General features: G+C 65.8%; 13 protein-coding genes. 2 read left to right on the forward strand and 11 right to left on the reverse strand.

The window, feature by feature from the left end:
- Positions 1 to 446: 446 nt before the first annotated feature.
- From glgB to LOC57_RS12725, 3 genes are read right to left on the reverse strand one after another with little or no spacing between them, the layout of a single operon-like run.
- Positions 447 to 4,211, reverse strand: a complete 3,765-nt coding sequence (glgB, locus tag LOC57_RS12715) for a 1,4-alpha-glucan branching protein GlgB (protein ID WP_227913334.1) — start codon at positions 4,209 to 4,211, stop codon at positions 447 to 449.
- Positions 4,208 to 5,977, reverse strand: coding sequence for a maltose alpha-D-glucosyltransferase (gene treS / locus LOC57_RS12720; protein WP_227913333.1), 1,770 nt, complete (start codon positions 5,975 to 5,977; stop codon positions 4,208 to 4,210). The genes glgB and treS overlap by 4 nt, the downstream gene beginning before the upstream one ends.
- Positions 5,977 to 8,028: an alpha-1,4-glucan--maltose-1-phosphate maltosyltransferase gene (locus tag LOC57_RS12725; RefSeq protein WP_229960169.1), complete on the reverse strand. Its 2,052-nt coding sequence runs from the start codon at positions 8,026 to 8,028 to the stop codon at positions 5,977 to 5,979. The genes treS and LOC57_RS12725 overlap by 1 nt, the downstream gene beginning before the upstream one ends.
- A 171-nt stretch (positions 8,029 to 8,199) precedes the next feature.
- Between LOC57_RS12725 and glgP the strand changes: the two genes are divergently transcribed.
- Positions 8,200 to 10,827, forward strand: coding sequence for an alpha-glucan family phosphorylase (gene glgP, locus LOC57_RS12730; RefSeq protein WP_229960171.1), 2,628 nt, complete (start codon positions 8,200 to 8,202; stop codon positions 10,825 to 10,827).
- Between the two features lie 50 nt (positions 10,828 to 10,877).
- Here the strand turns inward: glgP and glgX are convergent, their stop codons facing one another.
- The 6 genes from glgX to LOC57_RS12760 all read right to left on the reverse strand — a co-directional run bounded on the left by glgX (position 10,878) and on the right by LOC57_RS12760 (position 17,467).
- Positions 10,878 to 13,028, reverse strand: a complete 2,151-nt coding sequence (glgX, locus tag LOC57_RS12735; RefSeq protein ID WP_229960173.1) for a glycogen debranching protein GlgX — start codon at positions 13,026 to 13,028, stop codon at positions 10,878 to 10,880.
- Between the two features lie 34 nt (positions 13,029 to 13,062).
- Positions 13,063 to 14,052 carry a 23S rRNA (guanosine(2251)-2'-O)-methyltransferase RlmB gene (rlmB, locus tag LOC57_RS12740; RefSeq protein WP_227913330.1) on the reverse strand — a complete coding sequence of 330 codons (990 nt, stop codon included), beginning with the start codon at positions 14,050 to 14,052 and terminating at the stop codon, positions 13,063 to 13,065.
- A gap of 95 nt (positions 14,053 to 14,147) precedes the next feature.
- Positions 14,148 to 15,578: a cysteine--tRNA ligase gene (cysS, locus tag LOC57_RS12745; protein WP_229960175.1), complete on the reverse strand. Its 1,431-nt coding sequence runs from the start codon at positions 15,576 to 15,578 to the stop codon at positions 14,148 to 14,150.
- 52 nt (positions 15,579 to 15,630) lie between these two features.
- Positions 15,631 to 16,119 (reverse strand): 2-C-methyl-D-erythritol 2,4-cyclodiphosphate synthase, encoded by a 489-nt coding sequence (gene ispF, locus LOC57_RS12750; RefSeq protein ID WP_229960177.1) that lies wholly within the window; start codon positions 16,117 to 16,119, stop codon positions 15,631 to 15,633.
- A gap of 1 nt (position 16,120) precedes the next feature.
- Positions 16,121 to 16,897 (reverse strand): 2-C-methyl-D-erythritol 4-phosphate cytidylyltransferase, encoded by a 777-nt coding sequence (gene ispD, locus LOC57_RS12755; protein WP_229960179.1) that lies wholly within the window; start codon positions 16,895 to 16,897, stop codon positions 16,121 to 16,123.
- 87 nt (positions 16,898 to 16,984) lie between these two features.
- Positions 16,985 to 17,467, reverse strand: a complete 483-nt coding sequence (locus LOC57_RS12760) for a CarD family transcriptional regulator (RefSeq protein ID WP_227913326.1) — start codon at positions 17,465 to 17,467, stop codon at positions 16,985 to 16,987.
- A gap of 245 nt (positions 17,468 to 17,712) precedes the next feature.
- Here LOC57_RS12760 and LOC57_RS12765 point away from each other — a divergent pair, with 245 nt between their 5' ends.
- Positions 17,713 to 18,297: a hypothetical protein gene (locus LOC57_RS12765; protein WP_229960181.1), complete on the forward strand. Its 585-nt coding sequence runs from the start codon at positions 17,713 to 17,715 to the stop codon at positions 18,295 to 18,297.
- 86 nt (positions 18,298 to 18,383) lie between these two features.
- Here the strand turns inward: LOC57_RS12765 and LOC57_RS12770 are convergent, their stop codons facing one another.
- The gene (locus LOC57_RS12770) at positions 18,384 to 19,064 is read right to left on the reverse strand and encodes a response regulator transcription factor (RefSeq protein ID WP_227913324.1); all 681 of its coding nucleotides are present in this window, start codon (positions 19,062 to 19,064) and stop codon (positions 18,384 to 18,386) included.
- Positions 19,061 to 20,221 (reverse strand): sensor histidine kinase, encoded by a 1,161-nt coding sequence (locus tag LOC57_RS12775; protein WP_227913323.1) that lies wholly within the window; start codon positions 20,219 to 20,221, stop codon positions 19,061 to 19,063. Before LOC57_RS12775 ends, LOC57_RS12770 begins: the two co-directional genes overlap by 4 nt.
- Positions 20,222 to 20,232: the final 11 nt, after the last annotated feature.

Genomic DNA, 20,232 nt, shown 5'->3' on the forward strand with positions numbered 1-20,232 from the left:
TGTTCATACAGACACAATGCCGGGGCCAAGGAAAATTGGCCGCCAGGCACTGCACTAAATTCGAAACCAGCTAAAAAAACCATTCCAGCCCACGGGGTGGGCGGAACAGTCGATTCAACCAATTAAAATAAATTGGTATCAATAAACTTGGCACACTATTGAGTTCTCAAACAACAGACTGCTTCCGGCACCAGCAGGCTGATCCATCAGGATCAAAGCTCTGCGTCGCTCCGGAGCAACTTTTCTATCCTAGCCGCGCTTCTGCGTGAGTGTCAAACCGGCGTTTGTCCATCCGGCGAACCGGCGGGAAGACGTGCTCCCCCAGACTCACAACCGTTCGAACCTCTCGATCAGCGCGGGAATTAAGCTTAGCACGGTTTCTGCCTGGCCGCTTACGCATGCCAGGCAGAAACCGATCCCACCGGCTGCACCGCCGGTGCGCAGTACTACTGCTTGGGCATCAGGTACAGGACACCGAGCGGCGGGACGGTCAGGGTGGCCGAGGCAGGCTGGCCGTTGCACGCCCCTTCAACCGCCTGGACCACTCCCATATTGCCGACACCGGAGCCGCCAAACTCGGCGGCGTCGGTGTTGAGCGCTTCAACCCACTCCCCCGACCACGGCATCCCCAACCGGAAGTTCTCGTGCGGAGCGCCGGCAAAGTTCGCCACGCAGACCAACGGATTGCCCTGGTGATCCCATCGGATGAAGGACAGGACGTTGTGCGCCCCGTCGTTCTCATTGATCCACTGGAACCCGGCGGGCTCGTTGTCCCGGTCGGACAGGGCAGGGGTGTTGCGGTAAATCTCGTTGAGCTGCTTCACCATCAGCTGGATGCCCTTGTGCTGCGGGGTATCCGTCAGGTACCAGTCCAGCCCGTACTGCTCGGACCATTCCGCTTCCTGGCCGAACTCCGTGCCCATGAAGATCAACTGCTTGCCGGGGTGCGCCCACTGGAAGGCCAGGTAGGCGCGCAGGTTGGCCAGCTGCTGCCAGCGGTCACCGGGCATCTTGCGCAGCAGCGAACCCTTGCCGTGCACTACTTCGTCATGGCTGATGGGCAGCAGGAAGTTCTCGGTATACGCGTAAACCAGCGAGAACGTGAGCTTGGCATGGTGGTAGACGCGGTTGATCGGGTCTTCGGCCATGTACTCGAGGGTGTCGTGCATCCAGCCCATGTTCCATTTCAGCCCAAACCCGAGACCCCCCGTGCTCGTGGGGCGGGTGACACCGGGGAAAGCCGTGGACTCTTCGGCGATCATCACGATGCCCGGAACCCGCTTGTAAGCGGTTGCATTGACCTCCTGCAGGAAGGAGATCGCTTCCAGGTTTTCGCGTCCGCCGAACGCGTTGGGACGCCACTGGTCCGCAGGCCGGGAATAGTCGAGGTAGAGCATGGATGCAACGGCATCCACGCGCAGGCCGTCAATGTGGAACTCCTCGAGCCAGTAAAGCGCATTGGCCACCAAGAAGTTGCGCACTTCGCGGCGTCCGTAATCGAAGATCAGCGTGCCCCAGTCGGGCTGCTCGCCGCGCAGCGGATCGCCGTGCTCGTAGAGGGTCTGGCCGTCGAACTTGGCCAGCGCCCAGGAGTCCTTGGGGAAGTGTGCCGGCACCCAGTCCAGGATGACGCCGATACCGGCCTGGTGGAGCCGGTCCACCAGGTAGCGGAACTCATCCGGATGCCCGAAACGGGCGGTGGGGGCAAAGTACGAGGTGACCTGGTAGCCCCAGGAGCCGCCGAACGGGTGTTCGGCCACGGGCATGAATTCCACGTGGGTGAAGCCCTGCCATGCCACGTACTCCGCGAGCTGGTCGGCCATCTCGCGGTAGTTCAGGCCCAGGCGCCAGGAGCCCAGGTGCACTTCGTACACACTCATGGGCGAGTTGTGCGGATCGCGTGCTGCACGCGCTTCCATCCACTCGGCGTCCTCAAACGTGTAGGTGGACTCGACCACGCGGGATCCGGTCAGGGGCGGCACCTCGGTGCCCTTGGCCATGGGGTCGGCCTTTTCCCGCCACACGCCGTCGCTGCCCAGGATTTCGTACTTGTAGCGGGCACCGGGTTCGACGCCGGGAAGGAAAAGCTCCCAGACGCCGGATCCGCCGAGGGAGCGCATGGCATTAATGGCACCGTTCCAGCCGTTGAAATCGCCCTTGACGCGCACTGCCTGTGCATTGGGCGCCCAGACGGCGAAGCTCACGCCGTGGATGTCGCCGAGCACTGAGTTGTAGTGGTGCAGGTTGGCCCCGAGCACGGTCCACAGGTTTTCGTGCCGGCCTTCGCCAATCAGGTGCAGGTCCATATCCCCCAGTGAGGGCAGGAAGCGGTAGGGATCGTCGAACATCTGGGGTTCGCCGCCGTCGTAGGTCACCTCTACCCGGTAGTCGGGCACAGTACCGGGGGTCCCTGCCTGAAGCGCGCCTACCCAGATGCCGTTGTACTCGTGCCGAAGCGGCAGCCGCCCGTCGGGCGTCACGGCAACGACTTCCTGCGCCAGCGGGCGCAGCGTCCGGATGGTCACCGTTCCGGACTCGTTTGCGTGGGCACCGAGAACGGCGTGCGGCTGGTAATAGCGGCCTTCGGATACGGCCTGCAGCACGTCTTCGGTCACGGGTACGGGCGCCGGGGCCGGTGCTGCTGTGTCCGGGTTGCCGGCAGCCGGAACATCGGGAGCCTCGGGTTCGGCGGTGGCTGCTGCGGACCGCGGCTTGCGGGGCTTATTCATGGTGCTCTCTTCCTGGCTGTCGTCGTCCGCACGCATGGCGTTCTCGGCCTGGGCCAGAATCTGCCGAACGGCTTTAGCCGGCACACTGACCCAGCGGGGACGGTTTCGAATCTCGTACACAACTTCGTACAGCGCCTTATCCAGCCACAGGGCCAGGAACAGCGGGTCGCTGCGGTTGATGGCGGTGCCGGTTTCCTTCTCGTAACCGCGCAGGAACGCATCCGAGGCGGCCGCAGCCCAGCGGTAGGCGGCCTCGTTGCGCTGCACGGCGTCAGCTCCATACTCTTCGCCGGCAGCATCTTCGCCGGCAGCGCCGTCGATCAGGGCGACGCCGGCTGCGTAGTCAATGGAGCGCAGCATTCCGACGACGTCGCGCAGCGGGGCATCCGGAACGCTTCGTTCCGCGGCAGGCCGCAGCGGCTCCCCTTCGAAATCCAGGACGATCCAGCCGCGCTCAGGTGCGCGCAGCACCTGGCCGAGGTGGTAATCGGCATGGATCCGCTGCAGGTTGGGCAGGGTCTGGAGGTTTCCGAGCTGCTCCAGCAGGTACTCCACGGCGTCCGCGAAGGGACCCACTGTTTCGCCGGCTTCTTTCCAAGCCCACCGGATCCGGGCGCTGAGCGCGGACAGGAACTCTGCGCGTTCAATCGCCGACGGCGGACGGCTGCCGAAAGCTGCCGCGAGCTGCTGGTGGATCCGGCCGGTGGCAGCCCCCAGCTCTTCGGCCTCTGCCGAGAAGTCCCTGCCCTCAAGGGCTGCCGCGGAGGCGATCCGCCAGGCGTCCTGGCTGCCGGGGAAGAATTCGCGCAGGACGGACAGGTGTCCGGTCAGCAGGGTTTCCCCCGTTTCGTCCGCAATATCCTTCCAGGTGCCCGTGACCCACCCGTACGTTGCCGGCACATCCACCGAGCCGACCTCGGTCAACCGGGCGCTGACCTCGACGTCGGGGCTGACGCCGGCGGCCACAACGCGGTAGAACTTGACGATCAACGGTGCCTCGGGAGCCTGTACGACCACCGAGGTGTTGGACTGTTCACCCTTAAGCAGCTTGGTGGGCAGCGGTTCCACAAACGGCTCCCAGTCCTCGAAGCCGTCCTGGGCAAAACCGTGGGTGTGGCCGTCCAGGGATGATGCCTGGGCCCGCATGAGTTCAAGCCAGGCTGTGACGAACACCGGGTCGGCGGTGGCGTCGTACAGCCACCGCTCCCCCAGTTCCTCGTGGTGCGCCCGTCCCAGCAGGGACGCTTCGAGTTCGGGCGCAGCGTTTGACCGGTAGCTCACCGGCACGCTGATCACATCCCGGCGGTCGCCGGAGACGACGGCGATGAGGTGCACTTCCATGCCCACCTCGCCGTCGGGATCCTCGAGGCGGATGCCGCCGACCCGTTCCAGCAGCACATCCCGGCCCTTGGCCGGGAACCATCGCTGGCCGGGCAGCCAGGACGTCAGGATTTCGGGCAGGGACGGGTTCAGCTGGGTCATCGCCGTGCGGCCTCCGAGATTGGAATCATGGGAATAGCTTCGGTCTGCGGCGAAGAGGTGTCGGATTTCACCGACCGCAGGCGCAGCCAGTAGAAGTCATGGCTGCCCAGGGTCAAGGTCAGCGCCCCGTCATCCCCAATGGTGGGGAAGAGAGTGCCGCCGAAGGCATCGCGCAGGCCGCGGTTGGCAAATTCAGGCAGCTTCATGGACGCGGAAATAGGGTGCTGGGACAGGTTGAAGATGCACAGCATCGTCTCCCCCGGCTCTCCTTCCGGGTTGTTGTCCGGAAGCTCACGCACGAAGGCCAGGGCTGCCTCTGCGTCCGTGGGCACGTTCCGGTAGGATCCCAGCCCGAAGGCAGGGTGGGCCCGGCGGACCATGATCATCTGCCGGATCCAGTGCAGCAGGGAGCTGGAGCTGGCCAGCTGCGCCTCCACGTTGACGTGGTTGTAGTGGTAGACCAGCGACTGGACCACGGGCAGGTACAGCTTTCCCGGATCAGCCGTGGAGAACCCGGCGTTGCGGTCCGGGTTCCACTGCATGGGCGTGCGCGAGGAGTCCCGGTCTTCGAGCCAGATGTTGTCGCCCATGCCCAGCTCGTCCCCGTAGTACAGGAACGGGCTGCCAGGCAGGGCCAGCAGCATCGCGTGGATCAGTTCGATTTCGGAACGGGAGTTGTCCAGCAGCGGAGCCAGCCGGCGCCGGATGCCGATGTTGGCCCGCATCCGCGAATCCGGGGCGTACCAGCCGAGCATGGCCTGGCGTTCCTCATTGGTCACCATTTCCAGGGTCAGCTCGTCATGGTTGCGCAGGAAGGTCCCCCACTGTGCGCCCGGCGGGATGGCCGGGGTTTCCTCCATGGTCTGGATGATGGGGGCTGCCTTCTGGTCCCGCAGCGCGTAGAACAGCCGCGGCATGATCGGGAAGTGGAAGCACATGTGGCATTCGTCGCCAGTCTCGTCGCCGAAGTACTCCACCACTTCGTGCGGCATCTGGTTGGCTTCGGCGATGATGACCCGGCCCGGATAGTTTTCATCCACCATGGTCCGCAGGTCCTTGAGGAACCGGTGCGTGGCGGGCAGGTTCTCGCAGTTCGTGCCGTCTTCTTCGAACAGGTACGGGATGGCATCCGCACGGAACCCGTCGATGCCCTGGTCCAGCCAGAACCGGACGACGTCGAAGATCGCCTCGACAACCTTGGGGTTCTCGAAGTTCAGGTCCGGCTGGTGGCTGAAGAACCGGTGCCAGAAGAACTGCCGGCGGACCGGGTCGAAGGTCCAGTTCGATTCCTCGGTGTCCACGAAGATGATCCGGGCGTCTTCGTACTTCTCATCCGTGTCCGACCAGACGTAGAAGTCGCCGTAGGGGCCGTCCGGATCATTGCGGGACTCCTCGAACCAGGGGTGCTTGTCGGAGGTGTGGTTCAGCGGGAGGTCGATGATGACGCGGAGTCCGCGCGCATGCGCTTCGGCCACCAGGCGCTTGAAATCGCTGATGGTGCCGAACTCGTCCAGGACGTCGTAGTAATCGGAGATGTCATAGCCGCCGTCGCGCAGGGGCGACTTGAAGAACGGCGGCAGCCAGAGGCAGTCGATGCCCAGCCACTGCAGGTAGTCGAGTTTTTCGATCAGGCCGCTGAAGTCACCTGATCCGTCCCCGTTGGCATCCGCGAAGCCGCGGACAAGTACTTCATAAAAAACGGCCTTGCGGTACCAATGCGGATCATTGGTCAAGCCGGGTGCGTGCAGTTGAAACGGGTTGGGCACTAGGAGTTCCTCCGAACGGACAGGATGTGCGCGGGTTCAAAATGGGCGTCAAGTCGGACGTAGTTGTGGGCTCCCCAGCGCCAGCTCTGGCCGCTGATGAGGTCATCCACCCAGAAGGTGCCGTCTTCGTTGAAGTCCGCAGGGGTCAGGTGAAGGGCATCGAGGTCGAGGCTTACCGTGGATTCGCGGGCGCTGTGGGGGTCCACATTGACCACGATAATCAACGTGTCACTGCTGGACGGATCACCGGGCCGGACCTGCTTGTGCTTGGAGTAGACCACCGTCGCCTCGTCGGTGCTGGAGTGGACCGTCAGGTTCTCCAAGTCGCCCAGGGCGGGATGGCTGCGGCGGATCTCGTTCAGCCGGGTGATGTAGGGAGCCAGGCTGCGGCCCTCTGCTTCGGCGGCAGCGAAGTCACGCTGCTTGTACTCGAACTTTTCGTTGTCGATGTACTCCTCGGCCCCGGGCCGGGCCACATGTTCAAAGAGCTCGTAGCCGGCGTAGACGCCCCACAGCGGGCTGCCGGTGGACGCCAGCACCGCACGGATCTTGAAGGCGCCGGGGCCTCCGTACTGCAGGAACTCGGTGAGGATGTCGGGGGTGTTGACGAAGAAGTTCGGACGGAAGAACGCCGCCGAGTCATGGGAGACCTCGGTGAAGTAGTCCTCGATCTCCTTGCGGGAGTTCCGCCAGGTGAAGTAGCTGTAGGACTGCTGGAACCCGGCTTTGGCCAGGGCATGCATCATGGGCGGGCGGGTGAAGGCCTCGGCCAGGAAAATGACGTCCGGGAACTCGTCATTGACCGTGCTGATCAGCCATTCCCAGAAGCGCAGCGGCTTGGTGTGCGGGTTGTCCACGCGGAAGATCCGCACACCGTGGCTGATCCACAGGCGCACGATGCGCAGGATCTCCTGCGCCAGGCCCTCGTAGTCATTGTCGAAGTTCAGGGGATAAATGTCCTGGTACTTCTTCGGCGGGTTCTCCGCGTAGGCAATGGAGCCGTCCACGCGGGTGGTGAACCATTCCGGGTGGCTCTGCACCCAGGGATGGTCGGGGGAAGCCTGGAGGGCGAGGTCGATGGCCACTTCCAGCCCAAGCCCGCGGGCGGTGTCCACGAAGGCATCAAAATCTTCGAAGGTGCCCAGGTCCGGGTGGATGGCGTCGTGGCCGCCTTCGGCCGCACCGATGGCCCAGGGCGACCCGGGGTCCTGCGGGCCGGCGACCAGCGTGTTGTTCGGGCCCTTGCGGTGGCTGGTGCCGATCGGGTGGACCGGCGGCAGGTAGATCACGTCGAACTGCATGTCCGCCACGCGCTGCAGGCTGCCGGCGGCCGTGCGGAAGGTTCCCGAAGTCCACTCCCGTGTGGCTGGATCAAGGACCGCGCCTTCGGAGCGGGGGAAGAATTCGTACCAGGCGCCCCGGCCGGCAAGTTCGCGCTCCACCAGGATCGGGAACCGGTCAGAGCTGGTGACCAGGTCGCGGATGGGATCGCGGTCCAGTACTTCGGTCACCGCGGGGATGGCGGCGGCGGCCAGGCGCTCCTCGACGGGCCGTCCGGTATCGGCGAGCGCTGCTGCAGCGGACCGCAGGACATCTGCGTCGGACCCGGTGCGCTCCGCTGCGGCGGCTGCGAACAGGTGGTGGCCTTCGGTAAGCATCAGCTCGACGTCGACGCCGGCGGCGATCTTCACTTCCGCGTTGTGGTGCCAGGTGGCGTAGAGGTCGGCCCAACCCTCCACGGCGAAACTCCAGCGCCCGGTGTCTGCGGGGCGAAGCATTCCTTCCCAGCGGTCCAGGCCCAGGCCGACCGGGTGCATCCGGTTCCGGGCGGCCACGTTGCCCTGGGGGTCGTACAGCACAGCGCTGGCACCCACGAGGTCATGGCCTTCGCGGAATACGGTGGCACCGATGACCAGGTCCTCGCCCGGAACGGCTTTGGCGGGGAAACGGCCGTACTCAACCACGGGGGACACATTGGTTACGGGTATCCGGCCAAACCGGAGGTCCTTGGGCGGCAGGTCTTCTGGTGTCAATGCGCTGGATGTGGTCACAGACTAGACGTTAGCGAGATTTTGGGCAGAATGCTAAGGCAACGTACTTTTTGCGGGAATCGCCGCAGGTGGGCCCGGGTTTCACCTGCTTTTCAAGGCCTGCGGGAAATTCCGTTGCTTTTGTCAGTTATTCCGGTTTATGCCGCCGCGAAGTGCGCTAGCCTAACCGGGGTGAAGGCAATCCGCAGATTTACCGTCCGCACTGTCCTACCTCCCAGCATTGAGCCCCTCGGGCGGCTGGCCTGGAATTTGCGCTGGTCCTGGCACCAGCCCACGCTCCGGCTGTTCGAGAGCCTGGACCCCGAGGCCTGGCGTACCAGCGGCGGCGATCCGGTGAAGCTGCTGGGCACCGTAAGCCGGGACAAGCTTGAGCGCATTGCCCAGGATGAGCATCTGGTCTCCGTCATCCAGGACCTGGGCGAAGACCTCGACAAATACCTCCATGAACCGCGCTGGTACCAGGGACTGGGCGAGGACGCTCCGCAGTCCATTGCCTACTTCTCCCCTGAGTACGGCATCAGCGCCGTGCTGCCGCAGTACTCCGGCGGCCTGGGCATCCTGGCCGGCGATCATTTGAAGGCCGCCTCGGACCTGGGTGTGCCGCTGATAGCCGTCGGGCTGCTCTACAAGGCCGGCTACTTCAAGCAGGCGCTGTCCCGGGACGGCTGGCAGCTCGAAACCTACCCCGTGCTGGATCCCAACGGCCTGCCGCTGACCCTGCTGCGGGAGGAGGACGGCAGCCCGGCCAAAATCGCCCTTCCGCTGCCGGACAACCGGCAGCTGACGGCACAGATCTGGCGCGCCGACGTCGGGCGGGTTCCGCTGCTGCTGCTGGACTCCGACGTCATCGGCAACGACGACGCCGCCCGCGGCATCACCGACCGGCTCTACGGCGGCGGCGGAGACCACCGCCTGCAGCAGGAACTGCTGCTGGGCATGGGCGGGGCCAAGGCGCTGCGTGTGTTCCAGCGGCTGACCCATGCTCCCGCGGCTGAGGTCTTCCACAGCAACGAGGGCCACGCCGGGTTCCAGGGCGTGGAACGGATCCGGGAGCTGATGGATGAGGGCATGACCTGGGAGGAAGCACTGACCGTTGCCCGCGCTTCCACGGTCTTCACGACCCACACCCCGGTGCCGGCCGGCATTGACCGGTTCGAGCAGGCCCAAATCCGCCATTTCTTCAGTGCTGGGCTGGCCCAGTCGGTCCCCACGGACCGGATCCTGGCGCTCGGCGCGGAGAACTATGAGGGCGGCGACCCGTCCAAGTTCAACATGGCCGTGATGGGCCTGCGGCTGGCGCAGCGGGCCAACGGCGTGGCGAAACTGCACGGAGAAGTGTCCCGGGAAATGTTCTCCGGCCTCTGGCCCGGCTTCGACGTCTCCGAGGTGCCCATCACCTCGGTCACCAACGGCGTGCACGTCCCCACCTGGATTGACCCGGAGGTGACGGCCCTGGCCAGCGAAAAGTTCGGTGTGTCCACCGTCCACGACCGCGACTGGGGCCGGGCATACGAGATCGACGACAAGGACCTGTGGGACCTGCGGCGGAAGCTGCGCAGCAACCTGGTGCAGGACGTGCGGCAGCGGGTCAAGAACGCCTGGCGCAAGCGGGGGGCTTCGGACGCGGAACTGGCCTGGAGCGAGCACGTCCTGGACCCGGGCGTGCTGACCATCGGCTTTGCGCGACGCGTGCCCACCTATAAGCGGCTGACCCTGATGCTGCGGGATCCGGACCGGCTGAAGGCACTGCTGCTGCATCCAACCAGGCCCATCCAGGTGGTGGTGGCGGGCAAATCCCATCCCGCCGATGAGCAGGGCAAAAAGATGATCCAGGACCTGGTGCGTTTCACGGACGACCCGGCGGTGCGTCACCGGATTGTGTTCCTGCCCAATTACGACATTGCCATGGCACGGACTCTGTTCCCCGGCTGCGACGTGTGGCTGAACAACCCGCTGCGGCCGTTGGAGGCATCTGGAACGTCCGGCATGAAGTCGGCCATCAACGGCGGCCTGAACCTGTCCATCCTTGATGGCTGGTGGGATGAAATGTACGACGGCAACAACGGCTGGGCCATTCCCTCCGCCAACCCCAGCAAAGGCACCCGCACCCGTGAGGTGTACAGCGCGGACCAGCGCGACGACATCGAGGCGGCAGCACTGTATGACCTCCTGGAGAACTCGGTGGCACCCATGTTCTACGGTGCCGAGCCCCCCGCAGATGCGGGCGCGGCCGGCCCTTCCGAACCGCCCGCCGATTCCCTGCCGCACGAGTGGCTGGAAATGGTCAAGCACACCCTCGCGGACCTGGGCCCGAACGTCTCCGCCTCGCGGATGCTCAAGGACTATGTGAACCGGCTGTACCGGCCGGCAAGCTCGTCGGGGCGGGCCATGACGGCGGAGGGATACTCCGCCGCCAAGGAACTGGCCCTGTGGATCACCCGGGTCCGGGACGGCTGGTCCACCGTGCAGGTGGAGCACGTGGATTCGGTGGGTGTCAGTGAGAACCCGCAGATCGGCGACAGCCTGACCGTACAGGCCTACGTCTCCCTGGGTTCGCTCCGGCCCGAGGATGTCAGCGTGGAAGTGGCCTACGGCATGGTCACCGAAAATGACCGCCTGAGCGGACACCGGCTCCAGGAACTGTCTCCGGAGGAGGACCTGGGCTCGGGACGGCACATGTTCAAGGGCACCATCCGGATTGAGCAGGCCGGACCGTTCGGCTACACCGTTCGGGTGCTCCCGACCCATTCAGGCCTGGCGTCCAAGGCCGAGCTGGGGCTGGTGGCCAACGCCTCTTAGCCGGTGTTGCACGGACGGGCACCGTACCGGCGCGGCCCGTCCGTGACCGGCTAGGCGGCGCGGTAGAGGCTGATGGAATTCGCGGGCACAGTGTCCGTCTCCCCGGCCGGCAGACGGGCACCGTGCCGGTTTGCCTCGCCCGGGACATCGGCGGTGGAAAACACCAGTTCGTACCCCAGGTCCGTACCGTCGGGTCCTGCTCCCGCGTCCTGGCTGATGCCGGCGTCCCGGCGCGCCGCTGACAGGGCTTCGGCATCCGGCAGCCGGATCCCGACGTCGTGCAGCCCGCCGTTGAGCACCACCGACCCGTTCAGTGCCCCGTCGCCGGACCCGATCAAAACCTGCACCAGCCGGGTGCGCGGGTCATTCCAGCGTTCGGGGGTCATGGGTAAGCCGTCCTGGTCGAACCAGAGCAGGAAGGACTGCCGCGGGTCCGCCGGGAAGTGGTACGGCTGCCTGGCCAGGTATTCGCGGCGCAGGCGCAGGAGCGTGCGGGTGGTCGAGAGCATCCGCCGGGCGGAGTCGTCGAAGTCCCAGTGCAGCCAGGAGAGCTCATTGTCCTGGCAGTAGGCGTTGTTGTTGCCGCGCTGGCTGCGTCCGGTCTCGTCACCGGCAGTCAGCATGGGAACGCCCAGGGACAGGGTCAGCGTGGCCATCAGATTCCGGGCGGTGCGGGCGCGGCCCGCGTTGATCCGCTCGTCGTCGGTGGGCCCTTCGACGCCGTGGTTGTAGCTGCGGTTCTCGCCGGTCCCGTCCCGGTTCTCTTCCCCGTTGGCCTCATTGTGCTTGCGCTCGAAGGTGGTCAGGTCGGCAAGGGTGAAGCCGTCGTGGGCGGTGATGAAGTTGATGGACGCCAGCGGGGTGCGGCCGGACCCGGCAAACAGTTCAGAGGAGCCGGCCAGCGCACCGGCCAGCCGGCCCATGGAACCGCCTTCGCCGCCGGCGGCCAGCGCCGCCTGGTCCCGGAGCCAGAAATCCCGGGCGATGTCGCGGAAATGGTCGTTCCACTCCGCCCATCCCTGCGGGAAGCGGCCGGTCTGCCATCCGTCCGGGCCCACGTCCCACGGTTCGGAAATGAGTTTTACGTCCTGCAGCACGGCATCCGCCGCCACCGCCACCAGGAAGGGGTGCCGCGGGTTGAACTTTCCGTCACCGTCGCGGCACAGCGTAGGTGCCAAGTCGAAGCGGAAACCGTCCACCCGGTATTCCTGCACCCAGTGGCGCAGCGAATCCAGGGCCAGCTGGACCACACGGGGCTCGCTGAAATCCAGCGTGTTGCCGCAGCCGGTGGTGTCCACGTATCCGCCGTCGGGACCGTGCCGGTAGTAGGTTTCATCCCCCAGGCCCCGCCAGCTCAAGGCCGGCCGTTCGGCCTTGCCCTCGGCGGTGTGGTTGTAGACCACGTCCAGCAGGACCTCGATGCCGGCTTCGTGCAGGGCCTTGACCATTGCCTTGACCTCGTCCTGCACGGCCTGGGCACCGGCCCGGCGGGCAGCCTCCGTGGCGTACCCGGCATGCGGGGCGAAGAAACCGAGAGTGTTGTACCCCCAGTAGTTGGTCAAGCCCAGCTCCTGCAGGTGCAGCTCATCGGCGTGGAAGTGCACCGGCAGCAGTTCCACGGCGGTGATGCCCAGGTCCTGGAGGTACTGGACCATCACCGGGTGCCCCATGCCGGCGTAGGTTCCGCGGAGCTCTTCGGGGATTCCGGGATGCAGCATGGTCTGGCCGCGGACATGGGCCTCGTATATGACCGTGTCCCGCCACGGGGTGTACGGCCGCGTTGAATCACCCCAGTCGAAAGCCGAGCCCGTGTAAACGGAGAAATAGACGGGGTCGGAGCCACTGTCTGCTTCCTCTATGCCGCGGCCGTAGGGATCCAGCAGCAGCTGGAACCCTCCCGGCTCCGCGGGAAGGTCCGCGCCCCGCGGCCAGAAACCGTACCGGCTGCCCGGCCGCAGCCCGAGGACCCGGCCGTGGTGGATGCCCAGCACCGTATCCGTGAGCGGCGCCGATTTCCAGCTGCCCGGCGCCGTCTCGTAGAAAATGTCCAGCGCGGGCACGCCCGGAGCGTAAACGGACACGTTGACGGTTCCGGGCACCTCCGGCACACCGGGCACCGCGTGCCGGAGGCCCAGCGGAAGGGGCCGCGAGTCCCGCTTCGGTGCGCTGCCCGCGGTGGTGCCGGTAATCACGTGTGCCATGGTGCCCTTTGCTGCCGGAGGCGGAACCTGAGGACTAGGCGGAGCGCTGCCGGGAAATTTCGTACAGGGTAATGCCCACAGCCATGGAGGCGTTGAGCGACTCCATGGCGGAATCGATCGGAATGGATACGATCTGGTCGCAGTTCTCGCGGACCAGGCGGGAGAGGCCCTTGCCTTCGGAGCCGACCACAATGCAGATCGGTTCCTTGGCCAGCACGATCGACGGCAGTGACACGTCGCCGTCGCCGTCCAGTCCGAGGACAAAGATGCCCATCTTCTTGAACGTCTTCAGGGTGTTGTTCAGGTTGCCTGCGCGGGCCACGGGAACGCGGACGGCAGCACCGGCACTGGTCTTCCAGGCCGACGCGGTGACGCCCACGGCACGCCGCTCGGGCACGATCACGCCGTGCGCGCTGAAGGCGGAAGCGGAGCGGATGATCGCGCCGAGGTTGCGGGGATCCGTGATTCCGTCCAGGGCCACGAAGAGCGGCGCGTTGCGGATGTGCCCCTTCTTCCAAGCCTCGATGGTTTCGGAGGCAAGGTCCGTGGGATCAGCGTATTCGTACGGCGGGATCTGCAGGACCAGGCCCTGGTGCACGGCCTCGTTGGTCATGCGGTCCAGTTCCGGCTTATGCGTTTCCATCACCGGCAGGCCGCGTTCGGCGGCCATTTTCAGGGATTCGCGGACACGGTCGTCCATGTCGATGCGGACGGCAACGTGGAGGGCCTTGGCGGGGATGCCGGCACGCAGGGCTTCCACCACGGAGTTGCGGCCGGTGACGACCTCTTCGGCGACCTTGCCGCGGACGTTGGTGCCGCTGCGGCCGCCGGCGCGGGAGTCGCCGCGCTTGGCAGCGGAGCGCTCGGAGAGCTGCTTGTTCTTGAACGCCTTGTGGTAGGGGCGGTCTTCAGCCTTGGGTGTGGGGCCCTTGCCCTCGAGGGCCTTGCGGCCGAGCCCGCCGGTACCGCCGCTGGGGCCCTTCTTGGCTTTGCGCATTGCGCCGGGACGTCCATTGTTGGCCATCGGTTACACCTTTACTAGAAGAAAGCATTCCCTTTCAGTTTACGCAGTGTCCGGCCGGGCTGCAGGACACCCGCTCCCGGGTCCGGGGGTTCGGCTCAGGCGAAGCTCCAGGACGCGCCGTCGGCAGTGTCCTCCACAGTGATGCCCACCGCGGCCAGCGCGTCACGGATCGCGTCGGCGCGGGCCCAGTCCTTCTCCGCCCGGGCCTGCCGCCGCTCGGCCAGGCGGTCCTGCACCAGGGCGTCCAGGGCGGCGTCGGCGGGCGACGACGACTCGGCCTCACGGGCATCGTCCAGTCCCAGGACGGATGTCATCGCCAGGACGGCGCGGAGCGCCTGCCCGGCGGCGTCGGCGTCGTTTTCGGCCAGTGCCGTGTTCCCGGCACGCACCGTCTCATGCAGCACGGCCAGGGCCTGCGGCACGTTCAAGTCATCATCCATTGCCGCAGCGAACGCCTCGGGAACGGCCGCTTGCCCGGCATCAGCCGCGGATGCCTTGGCCGATGCCTTGGCGATAAACCCGTCGATGCGCTCGACGGCGGCAGCGGCCTCCTGCAGGGAGGTGGGCCGGTAGTCCAGCACGGAACGGTAGTGGGCCTGGCCGAGGTAGTAGCGGACCACCCGGGGGCTGGCCGCCTCCAGCATTTGAGCCGGGCTGACGGTGTTGCCGATGGATTTGGACATCTTTTCGCCCTCGAAGGTGACCATGCCGTTGTGCATCCAGAAGTTGGCGAAGCCGTGGCCCGCGGCCTGGGACTGGGCCATCTCGTTTTCGTGGTGCGGGAACCGCAGGTCCAGTCCGCCGCCGTGGATGTCGAACTCGGTGCCGAGGTATTTGGTGACCATGGCAGAGCACTCCAGGTGCCAGCCGGGCCGGCCGCGTCCCCACGGGCTGTCCCATGCGGCCGTGTCCGGCTCACCCTCTTTATGCCCCTTCCACAGCGCGAAGTCCCGGGGGTCGCGCTTGCCGCGGGGTCCGGCGTCGGGCGCGGCCTGCATGTCCTCGATGCTCTGGTGGGTCAGGGACCCGTATTTTTCCCAGGAGCGCACGTCGAAGTACACGTCGCCGGAGTCATCCAGGGCCGGATAGGCGTGGCCGCGCTCGATCAGCGTGGCGATCAGGGCGTGCATTTCCGGGATGTGCCCGGTGGCGCGCGGTTCATAGGTGGGCCGCTGCACGCCGAGGGTGTCATAGGCCCGGGCGAATTCCTGCTCGAAGCGGTACGCCAGCGCCCACCACGGCTCGTCCGGTACCACGCCGGGGGCCGGGTCCGCGCCGACGGAATCGGCGGCCTTGGCCAGGATCTTGTCGTCAATATCCGTCACATTGCGCACCACGGTGACCTGCAGGCCGCGGTACCGCAGCCAGCGGGTGAGCTGGTCAAAGGCGATGGCGGAACGGATGTGCCCTACGTGCGGGAGTCCCTGCACGGTGGCACCGCAGTAGTAGAGGCTGGCCTTTCCCTCCACCAGGGGAACGAAGTCCCGGACCTGCGCTGTCGCCGTGTCATAGAATCTCAAGCTCACTGCTCTAGGCTAGCCGAAACCGCCCGTGCCCGGTTCCCGGATTGGCTGGGGGTCAGCGGGTTGCGGAGGCGACGACGGCGGTGGCCACGGCGGCGATTCCCTCGCCCCGGCCGGTGAAACCCAGTCCGTCGGTGGTGGTGGCAGAGACGCTGACGGGTGCACCGGCCGCCTCGCTGAGGACCGCTTCGGCTTCGGCCCTGCGGGGGCTGAACTTGGGGCGGTTGCCGATCAACTGCACGGCGATGTTGCCGATCTCGAACCCGGCCTCGCGCACGATCCGCGCCGCCTCGCGGAGCAGCACCACACCCGCGGCGCCGGCATATTCGGGGCGATCGGTGCCGAAATGCGTGCCCAGGTCACCCAGGCCGGCAGCGGAGAACAGCGCGTCCGCTGCGGCGTGCGCCACCGGATCGCCGTCGGAGTGGCCGGCCAGGCCGCGTTCATCCTCCCAGTGCAGGCCCGCAACCCACAGCGGCCGGGGCGCGGATTCGGGGGTGAAGGCGTGGACATCCACGCCAATTCCGGTGCGGGGCATGCTCATGTCAGTTCTCCGGATGCCGGTAGCCGCCGGAAAGGATCGCTTCTGCGAGCACCATGTCCAGCGGGGTGGTGATTTTCAGGGACAGTTGGGAGCCTTCGACCACGTAGACCTCGACACCCAGGGATTCGGCCAGCATGGCGTCGTCCGTCACGGAGGCAGCCTGCGCCTCGTCGAAGGACAGTGCGGCGTCGTGGGCCCTGCGGAGCAGGGCGGCCTCGAAACCCTGCGGTGTCTGGACGGCGCGCAGCCGGGAGCGGTCCGGGGTACCGGTGACGCGGCGGGCGGCCCCCGCGCCGGCAGCCGGCTGGACGGGCTCGGTGTCCTTGATGGTGTCCACCACGGGCACAGCGGGGATGACTGCCTGCGCGCCGTCCGCCAGCGCGGCAGCTACCCGCAGGAAAACCTCCGGAGGTGTCAGCGCCCGGGCGGCATCGTGGACCAGGACGGCGGCTAGGTCCTGCGGCAGTACTGCCAGCGCGGCACGCACCGATTCGGGCCGGCTGGCTCCGCCGTCGACGGCCCGGATGTCCGGGCATCCGGGGGCGGTGAACTCGGGGGCGGCGCAGATGCCGCGCATCACGGTGTCGCCGGCAGGCACGGCAACCACAACCGCGGAGGCGATGCCTGCGGCAGATACTGCACGCAGGGTGTGGGCGAGCATCGGCTCACCGGCGAGCGGAACAGCTGCCTTGGGGATGCCGTAGCCCAGGCGCTGGCCGGAACCGCCGGCTACAACAACAACGCCGATGCGCCGTGGGGAGGAAAATGATGGGGACACCGTTCCACCTTAGCGGCGGAAAACGGCCGGAAAACAACAATTGCCGGCCCCGAAGGACCGGCAATTGCAGGAAAATGAATCGGTAGCCTAGCTCGCGAGTACCTCGTCAAGCACAACTGCCGCCTGGTCTTCATCCGTTTTTTCAGCAAGTGCCAGTTCCGAAATAAGAATCTGGCGTGCCTTGGCGAGCATTCGCTTCTCGCCTGCAGACAGCCCGCGGTCATGGTCCCGGCGCCAGAGATCGCGGACGACCTCCGCTACCTTGACAACATCACCTGACGCGAGCTTTTCCAGGTTTGCCTTGTACCGGCGCGACCAGTTAGTGGGCTCTTCAGTGAGCTCGGCCCGCAGTACGTCAAAGACGTGCTCCAAGCCTTCCTTGCCCACTACATCGCGCACCCCAACGAGGTCGACGTTCTCAGCCGGTACTTCAATGGTCAGATCACCCTGGGCCACCTTAAGCTTGAGATACATTTTCTCTTCGCCCTTGATGGTTCGCATCTTGATCTCTTCGATCTTCGCGGCACCGTGGTGAGGGTAAACAACTGTTTCGCCAACCTCAAAAACCATGTGGTCTTTCCCCTTTCCCGGCCCTCAGTTTACCAGAGATGCGACACGCCGAGTAGAGTTTTCGCAGGTCAGGTACCTCTTGGCGTCCCGGGTGGGTAGTATTCCGCCTCTTGCAGGTAGTTTGATGCGCCTGCCGCACCCTCCGGAATCGACCAAGGAATCCAGTTTTTCCCCGTTTAGCCGATAGGCTAGGCACCAAAGATAGCCTCAGGTCCGTAGACCGTAATACTTCAGGAGTTTGTGCTGTGAGATTCACACCCAAGAACCGGGTCCGCCGCGCCGCTGCGGCCGGCGTCATCGCGCTGGGCATGCTGGGCACGGCAGGTTGCAGCGCTGTGAACGAGCAGGCAACCACCCGCGAGTACTCCCCCTCGGACGGCATCGTAGAGAACGTGGGCGACCTGCAGCTGCGCAACCTTTTGGTGGTCAGCAACGGCAACGGAGATCCGGGCCGGCTGATCGGCACCGTCCTGAACGATTCCTCGAACTCCCAGTCCTTCACGCTTGCCGTGGGCGGCTCCACGCTGACGTGGAACCTTCCGGCCGGAGACAAGGTCGTTTTCGAGAAGGAATCCCCCGAACGGGTCATGGTCAGTGCCGTCGAAGTTCCCGCCGGCGACGGCATCGACGCCCAACTGCAGATGGGCGCTGAGAAGACCGGCCTGAACATTCCCGTGGTCAACGGCGACCAGCCGTTCTACCAGCAGTACCTGCCCTCCCCCACGCCGTCGGAGTCCCCCTCCGAAGTCCCCTCGGACGAGGCCACAGACGCAGACGCAGACACCAACAGCGAGACGGGAACGGCACCGACCAGCCCCTCCAACGGCTAGGACATTCCATTCCCCGAAGGGGGCCGGTGCTTCGGCACCGGCCCCCTTCGTCATTTCCCGCGTCGGAGCCGGTTCGACCCCTGGGTTCAGGCCTCGAACTTGTAGCCCAGCCCGCGGACGGTAACCAGGTGCCGCGGCGCCGAGGAGTCATCCTCGATCTTGGCTCGCAGCCTCTTCACATGTACGTCCAGGGTTTTGGTGTCGCCCACGTAATCGGCTCCCCAAACCCGCTCGATCAGCTGCCCTCGGGTCAGCACCCTGCCGGAGTTTCGCAGCAGCAACTCCAACAGCTCGAACTCCTTCAGCGGCAGCTGCACGCCGGCACCGTTGACCTGCACCACGTGCCGGTCAATATCCATCCGAACCGGTCCTGCCTCCAGTGCGGCCCCGCCGGAATCGGCAGCCTCACCGCGCCGGCGCAGGACGGCCCGAACCCGGGCCAGCAGTTCACGGGAGGAATAAGGCTTGGTTACGTAGTCATCCGCACCGATCTCAAGTCCCACGACCTTGTCAATCTCCGAATCACGGGCGGTCAGCATAATCACCGGCACGTCGGAACGCTGGCGGATCCGGCGGCAGACCTCGGTGCCGGAAAGCCCCGGCAGCATCAGGTCCAGCAGGAGCAGGTCCGCGCCGGACTGTTCATAGACGGCGATGGCGTCCGTCCCGTTGTCCACCACATCAACGTCGAATCCCTCCCGCTTCAGCAGATAGGAGAGGGGGTCGCTGAAGGACTCCTCGTCTTCGACAATCAAGATCCGGGTCAAGCGGTTGCTCCCTGCTTCGATTCATTTGTATCGGCTATGTCCATTTCCGGAAGCCGCACGGTAAAGGTTGATCCGTGCCCGAGCCTGGACCACAGGTCCACCTCGCCGCCGTGGTTGGCCACCACGTGCTTGACGATGCTCAGGCCGAGCCCGGTGCCGCCGGTATGGCGGGAACGTGCGGCGTCAATGCGGTAGAACCGTTCGAATATCCGTTCCTGTTCCTCCGGAGCAATACCGGCACCCTGGTCGGTGACCGCCACTTGGGCCATCCCGGCCCGGGACTGCAGACCTATTCCCACCCGGCTGCCCTCGGGAGAATACCGTATGGCGTTGTCGATCAGGTTCCGGAACGCAGTGGTGAGCATTTGGGCATCGCCGAAAACGGCGGCGTCGGACTTCCCGCCCAGGACCACCTCAATGTTCTTGTTCTCCGCGTTGGACCGGTTCGCTTCGACGGCGTCTTCCAGGACGCGGTTCACGTCCACCGGTTTCGCCCGGTCCACAATGTCGGTGCTCTGCAGCCGGGACAACTCAATGATGTCCTGCACCAGGGCGGTCAGGCGGCTGGACTCGCGGTGCATCCGCCCCGCGAACCGGCGGACCGCTTCCTCGTCTCCCGCGGCGTCGTCGAGCGCTTCAGACAGCAGCGAGATGGCACCCACCGGGGTCTTCAACTCGTGCGAGACGTTGGCGACGAAATCATTGCGCACTTCCTCCGTGCGGGTGATTTCGGTGCGGTCGTCAGCGAGGATCAGGACATATTCCTCCCCCACAGTGGCAACGCGCACCTGCAGGATCAGCGCCCCTTCCCCCAGCGGGCCGCGGGGCAGTTCCAGCCGCGCCTCCTCGATGACGCCGTCACGCCGAACCCGGGCGCACATGGCCAGCAGGCTGTCGTTGACCATGGTGTGCCCGCGCACCAGGCCGAAAGCGTACGCACCGGGACTGGCCCGGACCACACCGTCGACGGCGTCGGCCACGATATAGGCACGTCCGATGACGCCCAGGACCTCCGCCGCGCCCTCGGGCACCGTGGGTTCCGAAACATCGGCCAATTCCCGGCGCTTCCGCTGGCTCACTTCGTAGGCGAGGACACCGAAGGCACCAACGGCCAGGCCGAGCGCTCCGGCCAGCAGCGCCAGCAGTACAGGATTCACCTTCCTAGCTT

The organism is Arthrobacter sp. zg-Y750 (genome assembly GCF_020907365.1).
Lineage (GTDB): Bacteria > Actinomycetota > Actinomycetes > Actinomycetales > Micrococcaceae > Arthrobacter_B.

Coding starts and splice junctions, on each gene's coding strand:
- glgB (WP_227913334.1), bottom strand. CDS start 4,211: ATGACCCAGCTGAACCCGTCCCTGCCCGAAATCCTGACGTCCTGGCTG.
- glgX (WP_229960173.1), bottom strand. CDS start 13,028: ATGGCACACGTGATTACCGGCACCACCGCGGGCAGCGCACCGAAGCGG.
- rlmB (WP_227913330.1), bottom strand. CDS start 14,052: ATGGCCAACAATGGACGTCCCGGCGCAATGCGCAAAGCCAAGAAGGGC.
- ispF (WP_229960177.1), bottom strand. CDS start 16,119: ATGAGCATGCCCCGCACCGGAATTGGCGTGGATGTCCACGCCTTCACC.
- LOC57_RS12760 (WP_227913326.1), bottom strand. CDS start 17,467: ATGGTTTTTGAGGTTGGCGAAACAGTTGTTTACCCTCACCACGGTGCC.